19 protein-coding genes are annotated in these 17067 nt (G+C 69.1%); 13 read left to right on the top strand and 6 right to left on the bottom strand.

Annotated features, from left to right (window positions below):
* The 10 genes from urtE to ureG all read left to right on the top strand — a co-directional run bounded on the left by urtE (nt 1) and on the right by ureG (nt 7096).
* Nucleotides 1-693 carry an urea ABC transporter ATP-binding subunit UrtE gene (gene urtE / locus MKD38_RS01385; protein ID WP_252674336.1) on the top strand — a complete coding sequence of 231 codons (693 nt, stop codon included), beginning with the start codon at nt 1-3 and terminating at the stop codon, nt 691-693.
* A gap of 27 nt (nt 694-720) precedes the next feature.
* Nucleotides 721-1590, top strand: coding sequence for an urease accessory protein UreD (locus MKD38_RS01380; protein ID WP_252674335.1), 870 nt, complete (start codon nt 721-723; stop codon nt 1588-1590).
* Between the two features lie 39 nt (nt 1591-1629).
* Nucleotides 1630-1932, top strand: coding sequence for an urease subunit gamma (locus tag MKD38_RS01375; RefSeq protein WP_252674334.1), 303 nt, complete (start codon nt 1630-1632; stop codon nt 1930-1932).
* Between the two features lie 48 nt (nt 1933-1980).
* A complete protein-coding gene (locus MKD38_RS01370) occupies nt 1981-2592 on the top strand; it encodes a HupE/UreJ family protein (RefSeq protein ID WP_252674333.1) in 612 nt (203 codons plus the stop codon).
* An 11-nt stretch (nt 2593-2603) separates the two neighbouring features.
* Entirely contained in the window at nt 2604-2909 is a 306-nt protein-coding gene (locus tag MKD38_RS01365) for an urease subunit beta (protein ID WP_252674332.1), read from the top strand.
* On the top strand, nt 2909-4624 hold the full coding sequence (gene ureC, locus MKD38_RS01360; RefSeq protein ID WP_252674331.1) for an urease subunit alpha: 1716 nt from the start codon (nt 2909-2911) through the stop codon (nt 4622-4624). The genes MKD38_RS01365 and ureC overlap by 1 nt, the downstream gene beginning before the upstream one ends.
* Before the next feature lie 16 nt (nt 4625-4640).
* Nucleotides 4641-5222 carry an urease accessory protein UreE gene (gene ureE / locus MKD38_RS01355; RefSeq protein ID WP_252674330.1) on the top strand — a complete coding sequence of 194 codons (582 nt, stop codon included), beginning with the start codon at nt 4641-4643 and terminating at the stop codon, nt 5220-5222.
* A gap of 145 nt (nt 5223-5367) precedes the next feature.
* Complete coding sequence (locus MKD38_RS01350; RefSeq protein ID WP_252674329.1) at nt 5368-5760, top strand: endonuclease domain-containing protein; 393 nt, start codon at nt 5368-5370, stop codon at nt 5758-5760.
* On the top strand, nt 5760-6452 hold the full coding sequence (locus MKD38_RS01345) for an urease accessory protein UreF (RefSeq protein WP_252674328.1): 693 nt from the start codon (nt 5760-5762) through the stop codon (nt 6450-6452). The genes MKD38_RS01350 and MKD38_RS01345 overlap by 1 nt, the downstream gene beginning before the upstream one ends.
* Before the next feature lie 14 nt (nt 6453-6466).
* Nucleotides 6467-7096: an urease accessory protein UreG gene (gene ureG, locus MKD38_RS01340; RefSeq protein WP_062797828.1), complete on the top strand. Its 630-nt coding sequence runs from the start codon at nt 6467-6469 to the stop codon at nt 7094-7096.
* Here the strand turns inward: ureG and MKD38_RS01335 are convergent.
* Entirely contained in the window at nt 7093-7512 is a 420-nt protein-coding gene (locus MKD38_RS01335) for a helix-turn-helix domain-containing protein (protein ID WP_252674327.1), read from the bottom strand. The two genes, ureG and MKD38_RS01335, sit on opposite strands and share 4 nt — an antisense overlap.
* A 296-nt stretch (nt 7513-7808) precedes the next feature.
* Here MKD38_RS01335 and MKD38_RS01330 point away from each other — a divergent pair, with 296 nt between their 5' ends.
* A complete protein-coding gene (locus MKD38_RS01330) occupies nt 7809-8660 on the top strand; it encodes a hypothetical protein (protein WP_252674326.1) in 852 nt (283 codons plus the stop codon).
* A gap of 35 nt (nt 8661-8695) precedes the next feature.
* Here MKD38_RS01330 and MKD38_RS01325 read toward each other — a convergent pair whose 3' ends face one another.
* Together MKD38_RS01325 and MKD38_RS01320 are read right to left on the bottom strand one after the other, a co-directional pair.
* Nucleotides 8696-9388, bottom strand: coding sequence for a glutathione binding-like protein (locus MKD38_RS01325; RefSeq protein WP_252674325.1), 693 nt, complete (start codon nt 9386-9388; stop codon nt 8696-8698).
* A gap of 166 nt (nt 9389-9554) precedes the next feature.
* The gene (locus MKD38_RS01320) at nt 9555-10817 is read right to left on the bottom strand and encodes an acyl-CoA dehydrogenase family protein (protein ID WP_252674324.1); all 1263 of its coding nucleotides are present in this window, start codon (nt 10815-10817) and stop codon (nt 9555-9557) included.
* A 187-nt stretch (nt 10818-11004) separates the two neighbouring features.
* On the opposite strand from MKD38_RS01320, the gene MKD38_RS01315 reads away from it, so the two are divergent.
* Both MKD38_RS01315 and MKD38_RS01310 read left to right on the top strand, forming a co-directional pair.
* The gene (locus tag MKD38_RS01315; protein ID WP_252674323.1) at nt 11005-11943 is read left to right on the top strand and encodes a LysR family transcriptional regulator; all 939 of its coding nucleotides are present in this window, start codon (nt 11005-11007) and stop codon (nt 11941-11943) included.
* 308 nt (nt 11944-12251) lie between these two features.
* A complete protein-coding gene (locus MKD38_RS01310; RefSeq protein ID WP_252674322.1) occupies nt 12252-13430 on the top strand; it encodes a CAP domain-containing protein in 1179 nt (392 codons plus the stop codon).
* A 19-nt stretch (nt 13431-13449) separates the two neighbouring features.
* Here MKD38_RS01310 and MKD38_RS01305 read toward each other — a convergent pair whose 3' ends face one another.
* From MKD38_RS01305 to MKD38_RS01295, 3 genes are all read right to left on the bottom strand, one after another.
* Entirely contained in the window at nt 13450-14646 is a 1197-nt protein-coding gene (locus MKD38_RS01305; RefSeq protein WP_252674321.1) for a hypothetical protein, read from the bottom strand.
* Nucleotides 14643-15257 (bottom strand): sigma-70 family RNA polymerase sigma factor, encoded by a 615-nt coding sequence (locus MKD38_RS01300; protein ID WP_252674320.1) that lies wholly within the window; start codon nt 15255-15257, stop codon nt 14643-14645. The genes MKD38_RS01305 and MKD38_RS01300 overlap by 4 nt, the downstream gene beginning before the upstream one ends.
* Nucleotides 15258-15333: 76 nt before the next feature.
* Nucleotides 15334-17052, bottom strand: coding sequence for a vWA domain-containing protein (locus tag MKD38_RS01295; RefSeq protein WP_252674319.1), 1719 nt, complete (start codon nt 17050-17052; stop codon nt 15334-15336).
* Between the last annotated feature and the right edge of the window lie 15 nt (nt 17053-17067).

The raw sequence follows: 17067 nt of genomic DNA, 5'->3' as shown, positions 1-17067 counted from the left end.
ATGCTGCAGGTCAATGCACTGAACCAGTACTACGGCGGCAGCCATATCCTGCGCAACGTCAGCTTCGAGGTGCCGGCAGGCAGGCTGACCACGCTGCTCGGCCGCAACGGCGTCGGCAAGAGCACGCTGCTGAAATGCCTGATGGGCGTGGTGCCGACGCGCAGCGGCAGCATCCACTGGGACGGCAAGCCGCTGGAGAAGAAGGCGCCGTACGAACGCGTCGCGGCCGGCCTGGCCTATGTTCCGCAGGGGCGCGAGATCTTCCCGCGGCTGACGGTCGAGGAGAACCTGCTGATCGGCGCCGCCAGCCGCGCGCGGCCGGCGGGTGTGCCGGAGCGCATCTACCAGCTGTTCCCGGTGCTGCGCACCATGCGCCTGCGCCGCGGCGGCGACCTGTCCGGCGGCCAGCAGCAGCAACTGGCGATCGGGCGCGCGCTGATGAGCGAGCCGCAACTGCTGATCCTCGACGAGCCGACCGAAGGCATCCAGCCCTCGATCATCCAGGACATCGGCCGCGCGTTGCGGCTGCTGGTCGACGAATTCGGCATGACGGTGCTGCTGGTCGAGCAGTACTACGAATTCGCGCGGCACATTGCCGACCACTATGTGGTGATGAGCCGCGGCGAAGTGGTAGCGCGCGGCGCCGGCGCCAGCATGGAGCAGGACGGCGTGCGCGAGCTGATCGCCGTGTAGGGCGCGCGCAAGTTCCATTCGCCATCGATGCGCCATCCCGATTTTCCTTCGTCCCTCGCCATCCCGGCGGCCTGGCAGGCCACGCTGCAGCTGCGCTTTGCGCCGCGAGGCGAACGCACCGTGCTGACCGAGCGGCGTCACCGGGGCCCGCTGCTGGTGCAGAAGCCGCTGTACCCGGAAGGGGGCATCTGCCACGCGGTGATCCTGCATCCGCCGGCCGGCGTGGCGGGTGGCGACAGCCTCGAGATCGACGTGACGGTGGAGGCCGGCGCGCATGCGGTGCTGGCCACGCCGGGCGCCACCAAGTGGTACAAGTCGCTCGGCCGCGACGCGGCCCAGCGGGTGCGGCTGGCGGTGGGAGAGGGCGCGCGGCTGGACTGGCTGCCGCAGGAGAACATCGTCTTCGACGACGCGCGCGCGCGGATTTCCACCGTGCTCGAGGTCGCGCCGGGCGGCAGCGCTATCGGCTGGGATGCCGTGGTGCTCGGCCGCCAGGCCTCGGGCGAGCAGTGGGCGCGCGGTGCGCTGTGGCTGGATACGCGCATCGGCGCCGGTGAGCGCGCGCTGTGGATCGAACAAGCGCAGATCGAGGCGGCATCGCCGCTGCGCCATGCAGTGCCCGGGCTGGACGGGCTGAACGTGCTGGGTACGTTGTGGGCCGTCGGCGCAGGCGCCACGCAAGACCTTGCCGAAACGCTGGCCGAGCGGCTGCCCTATACGCCGGCGTTGCGCGCCGGCGTGACCTGTCTCGCCGCCAACGGCCAGTCGATGCTGCTGCTGCGCGTGCTGGGCCGGCACATGGAAGCGGTGCGCCAGGTCATGACCGATACCTGGCAGGCGCTGCGCCTGCCGCTCCATGGCGTCGCGGCGCAACCGCTGCGGCTGTGGGCGACGTAGCCCGTCACTACGCAATCGAACACCAAACAGGAACGAGAGATGGAACTGACGCCGCGAGAGAAAGACAAGCTGCTGATCTTCACCGCCGCGCTGCTGGCCGAGCGGCGCCAGGCCCGCGGCCTGAAGCTGAACTATCCGGAAGCGGTGGCGCTGATCACCGCCGCCATCATGGAGGGCGCGCGCGACGGCCGCACCGTGGCCGAGCTGATGCATGAGGGCACCACCGTGCTGAGCCGCGAGGATGTCATGGATGGCGTCGCCGAAATGATTCCCGAGATCCAGGTCGAGGCTACTTTTCCGGACGGCACCAAGCTGGTGACCGTCCACCATCCCATTGTCTGAAACGCATCGATCACCGAAACCGATAACCAGTCCAATCCGATGACTACGATGACCCGTACCGCTTGCCTGCGCCTTGCCCTGGGCGCCTTCCTGACCATTGCCGCCGGCGCCGCGCTGGCGCATCCCGGCCATGATGCGGCCACCGTCGGCGCCAGCCTGTGGGCCGGCCTGGCGCATCCGTTCACCGGCGCCGACCATCTGCTGGCGATGGCCGCGGTGGGGGTATGGAGCGCACTGGTGGCGCGCTCCGCCGCCGATACGCTGCGCCTGCCGCTGGCCTTCGTGGGCTTGATGCTGGTGGGTGCCGCGCTCGGCCTCGCCGGCCTGGCGCTGCCCGCGGTGGAGCCGATGATCGCGGCCTCGCTGCTGGTGATCGGCTTGCTGCTGGCCCTGCGCGCACAGCTGCCGGCGTGGGCCGGTACGCTGCTGGTGGGCGGCTTTGCCGTGTTCCACGGCTATGCGCATGGCGCGGAACTGCCCGCCAGCGCGGGCGCGCTGCCGGCGGTGCTGGCCTATGTGGGCGGCTTTGCCGCGGCCACCATGGCGCTGCACCTGCTGGGCATCGGCGCCGGCACGCTGCTGCGCGGCCGCGCCGGCTGGCTCGCGCGCGCGGCCGGCGCGGGCGTGGCGCTGTACGGCGCCGGCCTGCTGGTGGCCTGAGGAGGACCGCCATGATCCCCGGTGAACTGATGCCCGCCGAGGGCGAGATCGCGCTCAATGTCGGCCGCGCCACCGTCAGCGTGACCGTGGCCAATACCGGCGACCGGCCGATCCAGGTCGGCTCGCACTTCCACTTCTACGAAACCAACGCGGCGCTGTCGTTCGAGCGCGAGGCCGCGCGCGGCTTTCGCCTGAACATCGCCGCGGGCACCGCGGTGCGGTTCGAGCCCGGGCAGACCCGCACCGTGGAACTGGTGGCGCTGGCGGGCGACCGCATCGTCTACGGCTTCAACGGCAAGATCATGGGAGCGCTGTGATGGCATCGATCTCCAGGCAGGCCTATGCCGAAATGTTCGGCCCCACCACCGGCGACCGCCTGAGGCTGGCCGATACCGGGCTGATCATCGAAGTCGAGAAGGACTTCACCATCTACGGCGAGGAAGTCAAGTTCGGCGGCGGCAAGGTGATCCGCGACGGCATGGGGCAGAGCCAGCGCATGGCCCAGGACTGCGTCGACACCGTGATCACCAATGCGCTGATCGTCGACCACTGGGGCATCGTCAAGGCCGATATCGGCCTCAAGCACGGGCGCATCGCGGCGATCGGCAAGGCCGGCAATCCCGACATCCAGCCCGGCGTCACCATCGTGGTCGGCCCCGGTACCGAGGTGATCGCGGCCGAGGGCATGATCGTCACCGCCGGCGGCATCGACAGCCATATCCACTTCATCTGTCCGCAGCAGATCGACGAGGCGCTGACGAGCGGCGTCACCACCATGATCGGCGGCGGCACCGGGCCCGCCACCGGCACCTTCGCCACCACCGTGACGCCGGGGCCGTGGTACATGGAGCGCATGCTGCAGGCGGCCGATGCCTACCCGATGAATATCGGCCTGCTGGGCAAGGGCAACGCCAGCCAGCCGGGGCCGATCCTGGAGCAGGTGCAAGCCGGCGCCATCGGCCTGAAGCTGCATGAAGACTGGGGCACCACGCCGGCGGCGATCGACACCTGCCTGTCGGTGGCGGACGCGACCGACACCCAGGTGGCGATCCACACCGATACGCTCAACGAGGCCGGCTTCGTCGAGGCCACCATCGCCGCGTTCAAGGGCCGCACCATCCATACCTACCACACCGAAGGCGCGGGCGGCGGCCATGCGCCGGACATCATCAAGGTGTGCGGCGAGGCCAACGTGCTGCCATCGTCGACCAACCCGACGCGCCCGTACACCGTCAACACGCTGGACGAGCATCTTGACATGCTGATGGTGTGCCACCACCTCGACCCGTCGATCGCCGAGGACATTGCCTTCGCCGAAAGCCGCATCCGCCGCGAGACCATCGCCGCCGAGGACATCCTGCACGACCTCGGCGCGTTCTCGATGATCTCGAGCGATTCGCAGGCGATGGGCCGCGTTGGCGAAGTGATCATCCGAACCTGGCAGACCGCGCACAAGATGGCAACGCAGCGCGGCAAGCTGCCGGGCGATCCGCACGATGCGCGCGGCGGGCACGACAACTTCCGCGTCCGGCGCTATGTCGCCAAGTACACCATCAACCCGGCGCTGACCCATGGCATTGCGCATGAAGTGGGCTCGGTCGAGGTCGGCAAGTGGGCCGACCTGGTGCTGTGGCGGCCCGCGTTCTTCGGCGTCAAGCCCAGCCTGATCCTGAAGGGCGGCATGATCGCCGCGGCCGCGATGGGCGATCCCAACGCATCGATCCCGACGCCGCAGCCGGTGCACTACCGGCCCATGTTTGCCTCAGCAGGCGGGGCGCTGCATCGTTCCTCGCTGACCTTCGTCTCGCAGGCGGCGCTGGCGGCCGGCATCGGCGAACGCTACGGGCTGGCCAAGACCCTTGCCGCGGTGCGCGGCACCCGCACCGTCAGCAAGCGCGACATGGTCCACAACGACTGGCAACCGCATGTCACGGTCGATCCCGAGACCTACCAGGTGGTTGCCGACGGCCAGCTGCTGACCTGCGAGCCCGCCACCGAGCTGCCGATGGCGCAGCGCTATTTCCTGTTTTGATGGGTGCGGAATTGCCATGCTGAAGATCGATAAACATCTGATCGCCCCGCACGGCATCGCCAGCGTGCTGGTGCGCCGCGCACCCAAGCTGGTACTGCCCTTCGCCGACCGCAGCAAGAGCCGCCTGCGCGCCGTGCTCGACAACGGCACCGACGCCGCGCTGTTCCTGCCGCGCGGCACGGTGCTGCGCGGCGGCGACCTGCTGGTGGCCGAAGACGGCAGCTTCATCGAGGTCCAGGCCGCCGCCGAATCCGTGCTGGAAGTGCGCGCGCAAGACCCGCACGCGCTGATGCGCGCGGCCTACCACCTCGGCAACCGCCACACGCCGGTGGAGATCGGGCGCGACTACCTGCGGCTCGAATATGACGCGGTGCTGGCCGACATGCTGCGGCGGCTGGGCGTGCAGGCGGAACGCGCCGAACTGCCGTTCGAGCCGGAGGCGGGCGCCTATGGCGGCGGGCACAAGCATGGGCACGACGCTACCTTCGCGGAGGATTATGCGGCGGCGCAGGCGGTGTTTCATGAGCATCATGGGCACTCGCATGGGCATCGCGACGTGCATCATGTTGACGATGCAGACTGCATGCATAAGCATTGATTGCCAATGATGCTTAAGACATGAAGGCGCGAATGTGAATCTGGCTGAGAACCTTACCAATACCGACACCGCGCTCCCCTCTCCCGCTTGCGGGAGAGGGGATGGGGGAGAGGGCAGGCGTGTGCCAGGGCCAACGTTCGTCCGCATGCTCCGCTCCAACCAGACCAAGGCGGAGCAACGTCTTTGGTACCACTTCCGTGCCCACCGATTTCTTGGGTTGAAATTCAAGCGTCAACAGCAGTGCGGGCCTTATGTCGCGGATTTCGTCTGCATCGCATTCAAATTGGTCATCGAAGTGGATGGCGGCCAGCATGGCTCTGAGGCTGATGCGACACGAGATGTCTGGTTCCATCGCGAGGGATATCGTGTGGTGCGGTTTTGGAACCATGATGTATTGGCAAATACGGTGGCAGTACTAGAAAAAGTACGCGAGGTATTGTTGGAGTTGGGGCTCGTGGATGCTCCGGCCCTCTCCCCCGACCCCTCTCCCGCAAGCGGGCGAGGGGAGCAAACCATCGCAAAGCGAGGCGTCGTCTGATGACCCACCTCCACCAACTCATCTCCCTGCTGCACCTCGCCTCGCCATCGCTGCCGATCGGAGGCTTCAGCTATTCGCAAGGTCTCGAGGCCGCAATCGAATGCGCCAGCGTGCATGACGCGCAGACGGCGGAGCGCTGGATCTACGACAACCTGCGGCATGTCCAGGCGCAATGCGAGGCGCCGCTGTGGCTGCTGTTGCATCGCCACTGGCAGGCGGGCGACGCCGCGCAGGTGCGGGCCTGGAACGACTGGTTCCACGCCACCCGCGAGACCTCCGAGCTGCGGCTGGAGACCGAGCAGATGGGCTGGTCGCTGGCCCGCCTGATCGCGCAGATGGAGTGGGGCACGCCGGCGTTGCGCGACACGCTCGCCACGCTGTCGCCGGTATGCCTGCCGACCGCGTTCACCGCCGCCTGCGTGGCGCTGGAGATCGGTGCGCGCGATGGCCTGGCGGCCTACTGCTTCAACTGGGCCGAGAACCAGGTGGCCGCGGCGATCAAGGCGGTGCCGCTGGGGCAAGTGGCGGGGCAGCACATGCTGCGCCGACTGCATGGCGCCGTGCTCGACGCCGTCGACGAAGCCGGCCGCCGCGCCGAAGCCACGCCGCCGCAACTGTCGACGTTTTCCCCGATGCTGGGACTGCTGTGCGCGCGCCACGAAACGCAGTACTCCCGGCTGTTCCGATCCTGAACCGATACCGCACCATGACCCACGCCCGTACCAAGAAAAACCCTCCGCTGCGCGTCGGCGTCGGCGGGCCCGTCGGCTCCGGCAAGACCACGCTGCTGGAGATGCTGTGCAAGGCGATGCGCGACCGCTATGACCTGGTCGCGATCACCAATGACATCTACACCAAGGAAGACCAGCGCCTGCTGACGATCTCCGGTGCGCTGCCGGCCGAGCGCATCCTGGGCGTGGAAACCGGCGGCTGCCCGCACACCGCGATCCGCGAGGATGCATCGATCAATCTGGAAGCGGTGGATCGCATGCTGGCGCGCTTCCCGGATGCCGACGTGGTCTTCATCGAGTCCGGCGGCGACAACCTGGCCGCGACCTTCAGCCCAGAACTTTCTGATCTTACGATCTACGTGATCGACGTCGCCGGGGGCGAGAAGATTCCGAGGAAGGGCGGGCCGGGCATCACCAAGTCCGACCTGCTGGTGATCAACAAGACCGACCTGGCGCCGTATGTGGGCGCATCGCTGCCGGTGATGGAAAGCGATGCGCGCAAGATGCGTGGCAGCCGGCCGTTCGTGATGGGCAGCGTCAAGTCGGGACAGGGGCTGGACCAGGTGATCGGCTTCATCGAACGGCAGGGCATGCTGGGGCTCTAGCCTTCCGGGGTCGCGTCGGCATCGGGTGCCGGCCTGGTGCCGGAACTGCCGTGCCCGAGCGCCGGGCGGAAGCTGCCCTTGCCCGCCAGCGCCCGCGCCACCGCGGCGACCAGGTTCAGCTCGGGCTCGGTCAGCTCGGCCATATGGTGCATGGTGGCCTCGATCGCCGCGCGCTGGCGGTTGCCGAACGGCGCGCGCGATTGCTCGACCTGCAGCTGGCTGACATCGTGGCGGCTGAAGTCGAGCATCTCGGCGGTAGGCACGGCGAGGGTCTCGGCCAGCCTGCAGATGTTGGCCAGCGCCAGGTTGCGCTTGCCGCTTTCAATGCCGCTCAGGTAGGAGCGCGACAGTCCGCTTTCGAGCGAAAGGGTCTCCTGGGACCAGCCTCGTTGCTTGCGCAGCCAGGCGAGATGCAATCCGAAAAGTCTGAGATTTCGAGTAGTCATGGGATCAACAAAAGTTCGGAGTGGTCTGAGGCTAAGGGTTTGACCTTGAGGCCACGACAACTTATCCTCATCCTCACTATCGGTGTCCGATCCGCAAATTGAGGGGCGCGCCAGGCCATGGCGCGGCACGATGGCATCAACCGGGCGGGCTGCATCGCAGCGCCGTGCCAGACGGGTTATCGCGCAAGACCGAGCGTCACGCCGCTACGCGTGCGCCGGCTGCGCGGACAGGCGCAGCGCGCCTGTTGCCCTGCAGGGGGATTGCCATGCAGATCTTCACGCTGTTCGAGGCGCGCATGCGCGCCATCGATGCCGACCGCCACGCGCGGTCGGATTTCCTTCCCGGATTCCAGCCACGCCTGCTTGCCGCCGCTGCCGGTCTCGGCTGCACCTGCGACTACGTCTTCCTCTGCGCCGGCGAGCGCCAGCCCGAATTTTCAGCGGATTGCCATGAATGGTGGGGTTGCCTGCGCGGTGGCCTGCGGCTGTCTTCGCCCGGCCGCGGCAGCTTGCTGGTGGGCGGGGGCGAACTGTTCGCGCCCGCGCCCGGCGTGCCGATGCAAATTCAGGCGGTGGCCGACACCATCCTGGTGCGCGCGGTGCCGCAAGGCGCGGCCGAGGCATCGCGTCCCGTGGCAATGCCCGAGGGTGCGTGGCAGTGCGCGCTGGGCGCCATTGCTCCCGTCGGGGCCGGGGCCGGGGCCGATGCCGATGGCCTGGCCGCGCCGCATGCGCTGGCGGACGTGTTGGAAGCGGATCACTGGCAGGCGCAGCACGGCATGCGCCCGGAGTTTGTGCAGCTGGATGGCTCGTTGGATGACTGGGGCCGGCACCTGCAGGCGCGTGGCCTGCGCTGGGCGCTGTGTTACCGGGGCGCGCTGGCCCTGCACTGGCATGGCGCGCTGGTGCGCAGCGCCGGTGACATGAGCTTCCTGCAGCCCGGCGCGCTCTACGCGCCGGACGCGCACGAGTCATGCCGGCTCGACGTGCTGGTGCCGGGCACCGGCCTGCTGTGCTGCTTCGGCGCGGGCGATGCCCCGCATGATGGCGTGGACGCCCGTGGCGGCCGGCGCGCGGATGGTCATGCCGTGGCGCGCACGGCGCTGGCGCTGGCCTGATGACGGCGGCGGCCGCCGTGGCCGCCGCGCGGCTTTCAGTGGCGCTTGTACTGCGTGGCGCCGAACAGCATTTCGCGCGCCTTGTCGTCCTGCAGCGCCTTGCGCGCGCTGGCCAGCACCTCGACGCCGCGCTTGACCGCGGGACGCTCGGCGATCTGGTTGAACCAGCGCTTCAGGTGCGGGTAGTCGTCCAGCTCCACGCCCTGGTTCTGCCAGCTGCGCAGCCACGGGAAGGTGGCGATATCGGCGATGGTGTACTGCTCGCCGGCCAGCCATTCGTGCTTCGACAACTGCGTGTCGATCACGCCGTACAGGCGCTTCGCCTCGTTGGTGTAGCGGTTGACCGCGTACTCGATCTGCTCGGGCGCATAGATGCGGAAGTGGTGCGCCTGGCCCAGCATCGGACCCACGCCGCCCATCTGGAACATCAGCCACTGCAGTGTCTCGTACTTGCCGCGCACGTCCTCGGGCAGGAACTTGCCGGTCTTGCCGGCCAGGTAGAGCAGGATCGCGCCCGATTCGAACAGAGAGATCGGCTTGCCGTCGGGGCCGTCCGGGTCGACGATGGCGGGAATCTTGTTGTTGGGGCTGATCTTCAGGAAGTCCTCGCCGAACTGGTCGCCGGCGCCGATGTTGATCGGGTGGACCTGGTACTCCAGTCCGCACTCCTCCAGCATGATGTGGACTTTGTGGCCATTGGGCGTGGCCCAGGTGTAAACGTCGATCATTGCAGGGGTCTCCTGGCTGCATTCATGGGAACGGCCACATCGACCACCGACGTGGCGAACCGCGCGATTTAAGCACAGAAGAAAAAAACGCGCAGGTCGGCTGCGCGTTTTCCACAATGCCGGCAGGGGCGGGCCCCTGCCGGCGCTACCGGGTGCTCCGGGGCGCTCAGAAGCCGCGCGCCACCGGCATCTTGATGGTGTCCGGATTGACGTTCATGTGCTTGGCCAGCTCCAGCTTGGCGATGGCGTTGCGGTGCACCTCGTCCGGACCATCGGCCAGGCGCAGCGTGCGCTGGTGCGCCCACCAGCTGGCCAGCGGGAAGTCGCTGGAAACGCCGGCGGCGCCGTGGACCTGGATGGCCCAGTCGATCACCTTCAGCGCCACGTTGGGGGCCACCACCTTGATCATGGCGATCTCGGCCTTGGCCACCTTGTTGCCGACCGTGTCCATCATGTACGCGGCCTTGAGCGTCAGCAGGCGCGCCATCTCGATCTCGCAACGGGCTTCGGCGATGCGCTCCTGCGTCACGCCCTGGGCCGACACCGGCTTGCCGAACGCGACCCGCGACAGCGCGCGCTTGCACAGCAGTTCCAGCGCGCGTTCGGCCACGCCGATGCTGCGCATGCAGTGGTGGATGCGGCCCGGGCCGAGGCGGCCCTGCGCGATCTCGAAGCCGCGGCCTTCGCCCAGCAGGATGTTCGCGACCGGCACGCGCACGTTCTTCAGCTCGATCTCCATATGGCCGTGCGGCGCGTCGTCGTAGCCGAATACCGGCAGGAAGCGCTTGATGGTGATGCCCGGGGTATCGGCCGGCACCACCACCATCGACTGCTGCTCATGGCGGCCGGCCTCGGGATCGGTCTTGCCCATCACGATATAGACCTTGCAGCGCGGGTCGCCGGCGCCCGACGACCACCACTTGGTGCCGTTGATCACGTAGTGGTCACCATCGCGCTCGATGCGGCATTCGATATTGGTCGCGTCGGACGAGGCCACCGCGGGCTCGGTCATCAGGAAGGCCGAGCGGATCTCGCCGGCCAGCAGCGGCTCCAGCCACTTGTCCTTCAGCTCTTCCGACGCGTAGCGCTCCAGCGTCTCCATGTTGCCGGTATCGGGAGCGGCGCAGTTGAAGACCTCGGCCGACCAGGGCACCCGGCCCATGATCTCGCACAGCGTGGCGTATTCCAGGTTCGACAGGCCCTGCGGCGCGCGCGGCGAGCGCGGCAGGAACAGGTTCCACAGGCCGGCTTCGCGCGCCAGCGGCTTCAGTTCCTCGATCACCTTGGTGGGGATCCAGGCGTTGCCGGCGCGGCGGTTGGCGTCGATCTCCTCGGCGAAGCGCTTTTCGTTCGGATAGATGTGCTGGTCGAAGAAGGCCAGCAGCTTGGCCTGCATCTCCTTGACCTTCGGGCTGTACTCGAAATCCATGTGGTCTCCTCGCTACGGGATCGATGGGCGCGGGCGGCCGCCGGCGCCGGTTGGCTGGGTCTTCGGGCTCTCGGGGTAACTACCCTTGCCGATGCAATGCACTCTATCTGAAAGCGGGTAATTAGAAAAATGAATTTTCTGGATTTGCCAGTATCAATTCCCTGCATTCCGTGCCAGAATCATCGGCATGCAGCTCTCCCGCATCGACCTCAACCTCTTCGTCGTATTCGACGCCATCTACAGCGAAGGCAGCATCACCGCGGCCGCGCGCCAGCTCAACCTGACGCAGCCCGCGGTCAGCCACGCGCTGGGGCGGCTGCGCACGCTGTTCGACGATCCGCTGTTCGAGCGGCGCGGGCAGGGCATGGCGCCCACGCCGCTGGCCCGGTCGCTGGCGGCCGAGGTACGCAGCGCGCTGCAGTCGTTTGCGCGCACGCTGCAGGACACGCCGCACTTCGATCCCACCAACACCGTGCGCCGCTTCACCATCGGCATGCGCGACGCGCTCGAGTCGACGCTGCTGCCGCCGCTGATGAGCCGCGTCACCGCGATGGCGCCGCAGGTGGAAATTGCCGCGATCCGCTTCGACCGGCGCGAGATGGAATCGGAACTGCTGGCCGGCACGCTCGACGCCGCGCTCGACATCCTGCTGCCGGTGTCGCCGGCGATCCACCATGCACCGTTCATGGCCGACCCGATGGTGGTGCTGGCACGGCGCGATCATCCGCTGGTGAAGAAGGAATTGACGCTGGAGCGCTACCTCGCGGCCGAGCACGTCCACGTGTCGTCGCGCCGCCGCGGCGCCGGCCTGGAGGATCAGGCCTTGCATCGCATGGGCCTGACCCGGCGCGTGCGGCTGCGCTGCCAGCACTACGCCGCGGCGTGCCGCGTGGTCAGCTGCACCGACCTGCTGGCCACGCTGCCGTTGCGCTATGCCCGCATCGCCAACGAGCCCTATGCCAACCGGCTGCTGTCGCTGCCGTTCAAGGTGCCGTCGCTGGAGCTGCACCTGTACTGGCACGCGGGCGGCGAGAACGACGGCGCAAACCGCTGGCTGCGCGAGCAGTTGATGGCGGTGATGACCTCGCTCGGCAGCGGCATGGCCGACGTGACCGCGGCGGGCTGACGCCTCGACGGACACTGCCGCAGCTTGAATTCCGTTGGGATTGCGTCAGGTGCGGCGCGCGCGGGTCACACGTAAGCAATTGTTCGCGGGCTAGACCCTCGCGGTCACGGCCCATACCATCGTCCCGTCTTTCTGCCCCCGGCAAAGCCACAGCGAGCCCGTCCTGCAAGGTGCCCGCGATGGTTGTCGCGCCGGCCGTCCGCACTCGCGGATCCCCCGGGCAGACCCCGGGCAGAACAATCCGCCGAACTCCACCACGACGACTCAGACCGATGATTGGGAAACGCTTGCCTGCCGATTGCCCTTCCATGCCGCCGCGCCGCGCGCGGCACACCACGCTGGCCCTGACCACGCTCTGTACCGCCGCGGCGCTGGCGCTGGCCGCCTGCGGCGGCGGCGATGGCGGCGACGGTGGCACGACGGCCAGTGCCGCGCCCGGCGCATCGACCCCGGCCGGCGCGCAGGCCAGCGCGCCCGCTGGCGGCCAGGGTGCAACCACGTCGCCGTCGCCGACCTCGCCGGCCGGCTCCACCACCACTACCACGGCCGGGGCTTGCTACACCGTCAGCGGTCCCGCGCCCGCCGCCGCTCCGGGCAGCGGCATCGTGCTGCTGCCGGCGCGCGGCAGCGCGGTCGGCAACTACCGCGTGCTGGAAGAGCCGCGCACCGCCGGCCTGTGCTACGCCAACTATCGCCGCGAGCAGGTGGGCCTGCCGCCGCTGGCGGCGCGCGACCCGCTCAATGCCGCCGCGCAGGCGCATACCGACTACATGCTGGCCAATGCCACGCTGACGCACGACGAAAGCAGCGGCAATCCGGGCTACACCGGCGCCACCGCCCACGAGCGCATCCAGGCCGCCTATCCGACCGATGCCACCGCGGAAGTGGTGGCCGGCGCCAACCGCTGGACCTCGGTGGCCAACGCGCAGCTGTCGATGTCGCCCAAGGACGCACTGGTGTCGGACCTGGTCGATGCGCCGTTCCACCGCGCCGCGCTGCTGGGCAGCTATGGCTCGGCCGGCAGCGGCTTTGCCGAGCGCGTGGGCGCCAACGGCAGCGGCACCTCGGCCAGCTACTACCAGACCGTCGACCTCGCCGACCGGGTCAAGGGCGGCAGCGACAACCAGATGGTGGCCTATCCGTTCGACGGCCAGAACGACGTGCCGGTCAACTGGGTCAACACCGAAAGCCCCAATCCGGCCCCAGGCTATGAAAACCGCACCATGGGCTACCCGGTGTCGCTGCAGGCGATCAATACCTCGCTGCAGTTCGATGCCGACAACTTCGTCATCACCGATGCGCAAGGCGGCAACGTCGACTGCATCAAGGTCGACAGCCGTTCCTCGGGCCTGAGCAGCGCCGCGCGCGGCCTGGCGGTGTGCACGCCGGTAGCGCCGCTGGCCAGCCAGCAGCGCTATACCGTGCGGGTCACGGGCCGGCTCGGCGCGCAGCCGGTGGACCTGAGCTGGTCGTTCGCCACGCGCTGACCCTCACGCCGCGGCGCGCTCATTGCGGCGCGCCCCGCGGCAACTCTCCACGCAGCTCGATCCGCACCTGGCCAGGCGCCAGCGTGGCATCGGCCTGCACCGCAACCGGCACGGGCGGGCGCTGTCCCGCCGGCATCGCCTGCCACAGCCGTTGCGTCCATTCCCGGATCTCCACATGGTCGGGCTCGGCTGCCCACAGCCTGAGCGGCGCTGCCGTGCCCAGGCGCGCCGCGATGGCCGCGGGATCGTCCTGGGTCGAGACGGTCAGGGTGGACGCCGCCGCCGGTGCGCGCGAAGCCATCGCTGGGGCAGCCTTGCGCGCATAGGCTGACGGTGCGACAGGCGCGGGCGCCGATGGTGCGGCTTCCGCGATGGCTGCGTCAGCGGGTGCCTGCGGCGCGGCAGCGATCGCCGGCGCGGGCGGCGCAGGCGGGTTCGCTTGTGCCGGGGCCTCGCTATCCAGCGCGGGTTCGCGCGGAACGCTTCGGGTGGCCTCCGTGCCAGGCGCTGCGCGGGGTGCCGGGCGGGCAGCAGGTGCAACTGCCTTGGCGGCCGGGGCTGCGGGTTTGGGGGGCGGTGCTGCGGCGGTTTCCGGCAAGGGCGGCGATGGTGCAGCCGTCGCTGCCGGCGTTGGCGCGGGCGCGGCCATCTCGGTCGCCGCCATCTCGGCCGTCCCCGCCGGCATTAGCGCGCCATCGTCGATCTGCCGCAGCACGATGCTGGTGGTCAGTCCGGCCACCGCCGCGACGCTGGCGACCAGTCCGAGCGAACGCCACCACCGGCGCGCGCGCGCGGCATGCGTGGACGGCTCCGTCGCCGAGGGTTGTGCGGCGTTTCGTATTGAATCCGCAGCCTGTGCCCGCAGCCACGCCGCCGCATCCGGACCGAGGCGCGCGCCGAGCGCGTCCTCAGCGGCGGCGCCGGCGGCCACCCGTGCCAGCACCGCATCGCGCCGCGCCGACTGGGCCGCCTGCAGGCGCGCGGCTTCTTCCAGCACGGCCGCGGCCAGCGCCGGCGGCGCGGCAAAGGGCAGTGCCGCGGCCTCGGCCTGCTGGCGCCCGGCTTGCTCCTGCGCGGCGCGCGCGGCAGCAAGCACGGCGGCTTCCAGTGCCGCCGGCGGCGGGTAGGGCGGAAGTGCTTTCAGCAGGGCCGAGAGCCGGTCCTCGCCCGCGATGAAACGTTCGGCCGCGTGCGATGCGGCGTTGCCCGCGCTCATGGCCCCGACTCCGGCACGCTGCCCGCCAGGTCCGCGCGCAGGCGCGCAAAGGCATAGCGCAGCCGGCTCTTCACGGTCTCGAACTTCTCGCCAAGCATTGCGGCAATATCTTCGACGCTCATATTGCTGAAGAAGCGCAGCACCACCACTTCGCGCTGCGCGACCGGCAACTGCAGCAGCGCGCGGTGGACGTGCTGCGCATGCTGTCGCAGCTGCAGTTCGGCTTCCGGCGACAGGTCGTCGGCGGGCAGCTCGGGCAGGTGGTCGTCGAGCGCGTCGCGCTGGCGCGCATCGGCGCTGCGCACCTGGTCGAGCCAGGCATTGCGCGCGATCTGGAACAGGAAGGTGCGGAACGCCGCGCTCGGCTGGTAGTCGCCGCAGCGGGTCATCAGCTTGACCCAGGTCTTCTGGGCGAGGTCCTCGGCTTCGCCGGTATTGCCCTGGCACAGCCAGGCCAGGTAGTTGTAGAGGCCCGCGTTATGCCGGCGGAACAGCTCGGTGACGGGCTGCTCGATGATGCCGCCCGCGACCAGCAGCATCAGGTCGTGGTCCGGCAGCGTGCGCAGCGCGTCGGCGGGAGCAGCGGATGGGGCGGGGGCGGAGGCCTGCATGCGCCCGAGTATAGGAGAGCGCAGGGCGGCGCGACAGTCCGCACAACCCTGCGCCGGCTGTGCGCCGCGATGCGGCTCAGCGTGCCGCATGCCCGGCCGGTGCGGCGCCATGAGAGGCTGCCGGCGTTGCGGTGGCCAGGCTCTGCGCCAGGTCCACCAGCTTGACGAACTCGCCGCGGTAGCCGAAGCGGTCGGCGCCGCGCGCGCCTTGCGCCAGTGCGCGCGCGTCGGCGTGGCGCCAGTCGCCGGTGAACCTGCCGCCGCGCAGCACCTGGCCGAAGCCGGCCACCGCCGCGGCAAAGCGGAAGTCGTCGTCGCCCTGGGCCAGCGGACGCAGCGCCTGCCGCGCCACGGTGACATCCAGTAACTGGCTGGTGCTGGCCGCCGGCAGCTTGTAGCGCAGCCGCACATGCGCCAGCTCGCCATCGCGCCCCGGCGCCGGCGCCGCGCGCTGGTAGCGCAGCGGGTCGACCAGCCCGGGCAGCCCCGCCAGCGTCAGCTCGTACAGCGCGGTCACGGTATGGCCCGCGCCGATATCGCCGGCGTCGACCTTGTCGTTGTTGAAATCCTCGCGCGCCAGCATGCGGTTCTCATAGCCGATCAGCCGGTACTCCGTCACCGTGGCCGGGTTGAACTCGACCTGTATCTTCACGTCGCGCGCAATTGTCGCCAGCGTCGAGCTGATCTCGCTGACCAGCACCTTGTTGCCTTCCATCAGGTTGTCGATGTAGGAGTACGCGCCGTCGCCGGCATCGGCCAGCTGCTCCATCAACTGCTCGTTGTAGTTGCCGGTGCCGAAGCCCAGCGTCGACAGCGACACCCCGGACTTGCGCTTGTCCTCCACCATGCTCCTGAGCTGGCGGAAGTCGGTCACGCCCACGTTGAAGTCGCCGTCGGTGGCCAGCAGCACGCGGTTGATGCCGCCGGCGATATAGCTCTGCTGGGCGGCCTGGTAGGCGAGTGCAATGCCGCTGGCGCCGGCGGTGCTGCCGCCCGCCACCAGCTGGTCGATGGCGGCGCTAATCGCGGCCTTGTCGCTGCCCGGCGTGGGCGGCAATGCCACGCGCGTGCTGCCGGCGTAGGTGACCAGCGTGATGCGGTCCTGCGCGCGCAACTGGTTCACCAGCAGCTTGAGCGAGGACTTCAGCAGCGGCAGCTTGTCCGGCGCGTTCATCGAGCCCGACACGTCGACCAGGAACACCAGGTTGGCGGCGGGCAGCGCGCCGCTGGCCACGTCCTTGCCCTTGATGCCGATGCGCAACAGCACATTGGACGGGTGCCAGGGCGCCGGCGCCAGCGCGGTGTGCACGGCGAACGGGCGGCCGTTGGCGGGCTGGGCATAGTCGTAGGGGAAGTAGTTCAGCAGTTCTTCCACGCGCACCGCATCGGCCGGCGGCACGCGACCGGCATTGAGCAGGCGCCGCACGTTGCTGTAGCTGCCGGTATCGACATCGATGCTGAAGGTGGACACCGGTGCCTGTGCCACCAGCCGGACCCCGTTCTCGTCGATGGCGCCGTAGCGTTCACGCTCCTCCGGCGCGGGTGCTGGCAAGGGGTAAGGGTGCGGCATTGCCAGCGTGGCGTGCGGTTCGATGCTGTGCATTTCCGCGACGGGTTTGGACTGGGCTGCCCTGGCGGCGTGGTCATGGTCGGGAGGCGGCGCCGGAGCAATCGCTGGCGAAACTGGCCGGGAAGCCTGCTCGGGCAGCGGCCGCGACGGGCCGCCGCATGCGGCCAGCGCGAGCGCCAGGGTGGCGGCAAGGCTGGAAAAGAAGACCGGTGCGCGTGGTTGCATGTTGTTCTCCTGGAA

It is taken from the genome of Cupriavidus sp. WGlv3, from assembly GCF_023952475.1.
GTDB classification, from domain to species: domain Bacteria; phylum Pseudomonadota; class Gammaproteobacteria; order Burkholderiales; family Burkholderiaceae; genus Cupriavidus; species Cupriavidus phytorum.
Note: the sequence above shows the minus strand (reverse complement) of the source record. Positions and strands in the feature narration are given on the sequence as shown.

Excerpts from the sequence above, each read along its gene's own strand:
- urtE (WP_252674336.1), top strand. The coding sequence starts at position 1 with ATGCTGCAGGTCAATGCACTGAACCAGTACTACGGCGGCAGCCATATC.
- MKD38_RS01380 (WP_252674335.1), top strand. The coding sequence starts at position 721 with ATGCGCCATCCCGATTTTCCTTCGTCCCTCGCCATCCCGGCGGCCTGG.
- MKD38_RS01375 (WP_252674334.1), top strand. The coding sequence starts at position 1,630 with ATGGAACTGACGCCGCGAGAGAAAGACAAGCTGCTGATCTTCACCGCC.
- MKD38_RS01370 (WP_252674333.1), top strand. The coding sequence starts at position 1,981 with ATGACCCGTACCGCTTGCCTGCGCCTTGCCCTGGGCGCCTTCCTGACC.
- MKD38_RS01365 (WP_252674332.1), top strand. The coding sequence starts at position 2,604 with ATGATCCCCGGTGAACTGATGCCCGCCGAGGGCGAGATCGCGCTCAAT.
- ureC (WP_252674331.1), top strand. The coding sequence starts at position 2,909 with ATGGCATCGATCTCCAGGCAGGCCTATGCCGAAATGTTCGGCCCCACC.
- ureE (WP_252674330.1), top strand. The coding sequence starts at position 4,641 with ATGCTGAAGATCGATAAACATCTGATCGCCCCGCACGGCATCGCCAGC.
- MKD38_RS01350 (WP_252674329.1), top strand. The coding sequence starts at position 5,368 with ATGCTCCGCTCCAACCAGACCAAGGCGGAGCAACGTCTTTGGTACCAC.
- MKD38_RS01345 (WP_252674328.1), top strand. The coding sequence starts at position 5,760 with ATGACCCACCTCCACCAACTCATCTCCCTGCTGCACCTCGCCTCGCCA.
- ureG (WP_062797828.1), top strand. The coding sequence starts at position 6,467 with ATGACCCACGCCCGTACCAAGAAAAACCCTCCGCTGCGCGTCGGCGTC.
- MKD38_RS01330 (WP_252674326.1), top strand. The coding sequence starts at position 7,809 with ATGCAGATCTTCACGCTGTTCGAGGCGCGCATGCGCGCCATCGATGCC.
- MKD38_RS01325 (WP_252674325.1), bottom strand. The coding sequence starts at position 9,388 with ATGATCGACGTTTACACCTGGGCCACGCCCAATGGCCACAAAGTCCAC.
- MKD38_RS01320 (WP_252674324.1), bottom strand. The coding sequence starts at position 10,817 with ATGGATTTCGAGTACAGCCCGAAGGTCAAGGAGATGCAGGCCAAGCTG.
- MKD38_RS01315 (WP_252674323.1), top strand. The coding sequence starts at position 11,005 with ATGCAGCTCTCCCGCATCGACCTCAACCTCTTCGTCGTATTCGACGCC.
- MKD38_RS01310 (WP_252674322.1), top strand. The coding sequence starts at position 12,252 with ATGCCGCCGCGCCGCGCGCGGCACACCACGCTGGCCCTGACCACGCTC.
- MKD38_RS01305 (WP_252674321.1), bottom strand. The coding sequence starts at position 14,646 with ATGAGCGCGGGCAACGCCGCATCGCACGCGGCCGAACGTTTCATCGCG.
- MKD38_RS01300 (WP_252674320.1), bottom strand. The coding sequence starts at position 15,257 with ATGCAGGCCTCCGCCCCCGCCCCATCCGCTGCTCCCGCCGACGCGCTG.
- MKD38_RS01295 (WP_252674319.1), bottom strand. The coding sequence starts at position 17,052 with ATGCAACCACGCGCACCGGTCTTCTTTTCCAGCCTTGCCGCCACCCTG.